A 1,951-nucleotide genomic window follows, 5' to 3' on the forward strand; every position below is an offset into this window, starting at 1 on the left:
AAACCCAGCTTCTCGAGCACCCGGCGCGAGGGCAGATTGTCGAGATGGTGGCGCGCCTCGATCCGGCGGACGGGCAGGGCATGGCGCGCCATGTCGACAACGGCGCGCGCCGCCTCCGTCGCATAGCCGCGGCCCCAGGCCGACGGCGTCAGCCAATAGCCAAGCTCGGCCACGCCGACGCCCTGTCCGGTCAGGCTGATGCCGCCGATCATGCGGGGATAATCATGGTCGTGGCTCAGGATCAGGAATCGCGCCTCGGCCTCCCCGCGCGGCATCGACAAAAATGCCTCTGCATCGGCGTGGGTATAGGGCCAGGGCAGCCGCGCCAGCTTCATCGCCACCTCTTCATGGGCGATCGTCTGCTGCAGCCTCTCGGCTTCTTCCGGCCATCCCGGCCGTAACGTCAATCTCTTCGTCCGCGCGAACATCTGCGCCCTCCTCGCCTGACGCGCCGTTAGCCGGGACCGATGACGGGCCGGCGACAGACGCGGTGGATTGAGGGAGCAATAAAAAAGGGAGCCTGGGCGGACCCGGCTCCCTTGTCTGGTGGCTGGCCTCCCTGATGGAGGCTCCGGATCGCCCTGGTGGGCAACCCGGATGGTCGCCCGATGTTACTCTGCCGCCTCGGCAATCATGTCGACCGAACAGAATTTACGGCCGAGCTTGCCGTCGTGGAATACCACGCGGCCATCGACGAGCGCGAAAAGGGTGTGGTCCTTGCCGATGCCGACGTTGCGGCCCGGGTAGAACTTCGTCCCGCGCTGACGCACGAGGATGTTGCCTGCGATCGCTTCCTGACCGCCGAACTTCTTCACGCCAAGACGACGACCGGCCGAATCACGACCGTTACGCGACGAGCCGCCTGCTTTCTTATGTGCCATGGTGCTTGCTCCTTACGCTTCGCGATTAGGCCGACGCGCCGATCGACACGATCTTCAGGATCGTGTGGTTCTGGCGGTGGCCGTTGCGACGGCGGTAGTTGTGACGGCGGCGCTTCTTGAAAACGATGACCTTCTCACCCTTCGCCTGCGCGATGATCTCGGCAGCGACGGTGAGCCCGTCGGTCGGCTTCAGCTCCGAACCTTCGCCGGCCAGCAGCACGTCGCTCAGCGTGACGGAGGCGCCGGCATCGCCCTCCAGCTTCTCGACGACGATCTTGTCTCCGGCGGCAACGCGATACTGCTTGCCGCCCGTGCGCACGACTGCGAACATGGCCTGACTCTATCCAAATGCTTGTGCCCGGTCCGGATTGCCGGGCCAGGAGGAAGGGCGCAGCTAGGAGAGTCGCGCCCGTTTGTCAACGCCGCGCACGGTCGTTGACGTCGAATGCCGGCGATCGGCGATCAGTGACGATGCTCGCGCCGCAGCAGATAGCGCCCGTCGCTCAGCCCCGTGAAGAGGCCAGCGATCGCCGGATGGTCGACCGGCTCGTCGCTCTCGTCGTGCACCAGGTTCTGCTGGCTGACGTAAGCGACATAGGTCGATTCGGCGTTTTCCGCGAGCAGATGGTAGAACGGCTGGTCCTTGCGCGGCCGGATCCCCTCGGGAATCGACTGATACCATTCCTCGGTATTGGCGAAGACCGGATCGACATCGAACACGACACCGCGGAAATCGAGCATGCGATGCCGCACGATGTCACCGATGGAGAATCGCGCATGGGCCACCGTGGGCAGCGCGGGCGCATCGCTCACCGCTGCGGAACTGGCCGATCGCGACGGGATCGACAGGGAACTGGGGGCAGAAGGCATGATGCCAATCTAGTGGTTGTTGCGCGCTGCACAAGCAGCCGCTTGCGCAATGCAAACAAGCGCGTTAGAGGCGCGCCCTCGATCCACCGGGCCCGCCATCTGGCACGCCCGGTTGCCTCGCGGAGAGGTGCCAGAGTGGTCGATTGGGACGGTCTCGAAAACCGTTGTGCCTTTACGGGTACCGTGGGTTCGAATCCCAC

General features: G+C 64.8%; 4 protein-coding genes. All 4 read right to left on the minus strand.

Annotation, left to right across the window (positions count from 1 at the left end):
• Positions 1-428: GNAT family N-acetyltransferase (locus XM50_RS00245; RefSeq protein WP_082102580.1), on the minus strand; the 428-nt coding region annotated here is incomplete at its 3' end.
• A 183-nt stretch (positions 429-611) separates the two neighbouring features.
• Complete coding sequence (gene rpmA, locus XM50_RS00250) at positions 612-881, minus strand: 50S ribosomal protein L27 (RefSeq protein ID WP_046406357.1); 270 nt, start codon at positions 879-881, stop codon at positions 612-614.
• Positions 882-906: 25 nt separating this feature from the next.
• Complete coding sequence (rplU, locus tag XM50_RS00255) at positions 907-1,212, minus strand: 50S ribosomal protein L21 (protein ID WP_046406359.1); 306 nt, start codon at positions 1,210-1,212, stop codon at positions 907-909.
• A gap of 131 nt (positions 1,213-1,343) precedes the next feature.
• Entirely contained in the window at positions 1,344-1,751 is a 408-nt protein-coding gene (hspQ, locus tag XM50_RS00260) for a heat shock protein HspQ (protein ID WP_082102579.1), read from the minus strand.
• Positions 1,752-1,951: the final 200 nt, after the last annotated feature.

Source organism: Sphingomonas sp. Ag1 (assembly GCF_000980895.1).
Taxonomy (GTDB): Bacteria; Pseudomonadota; Alphaproteobacteria; order Sphingomonadales; family Sphingomonadaceae; genus Sphingomonas; species Sphingomonas panaciterrae.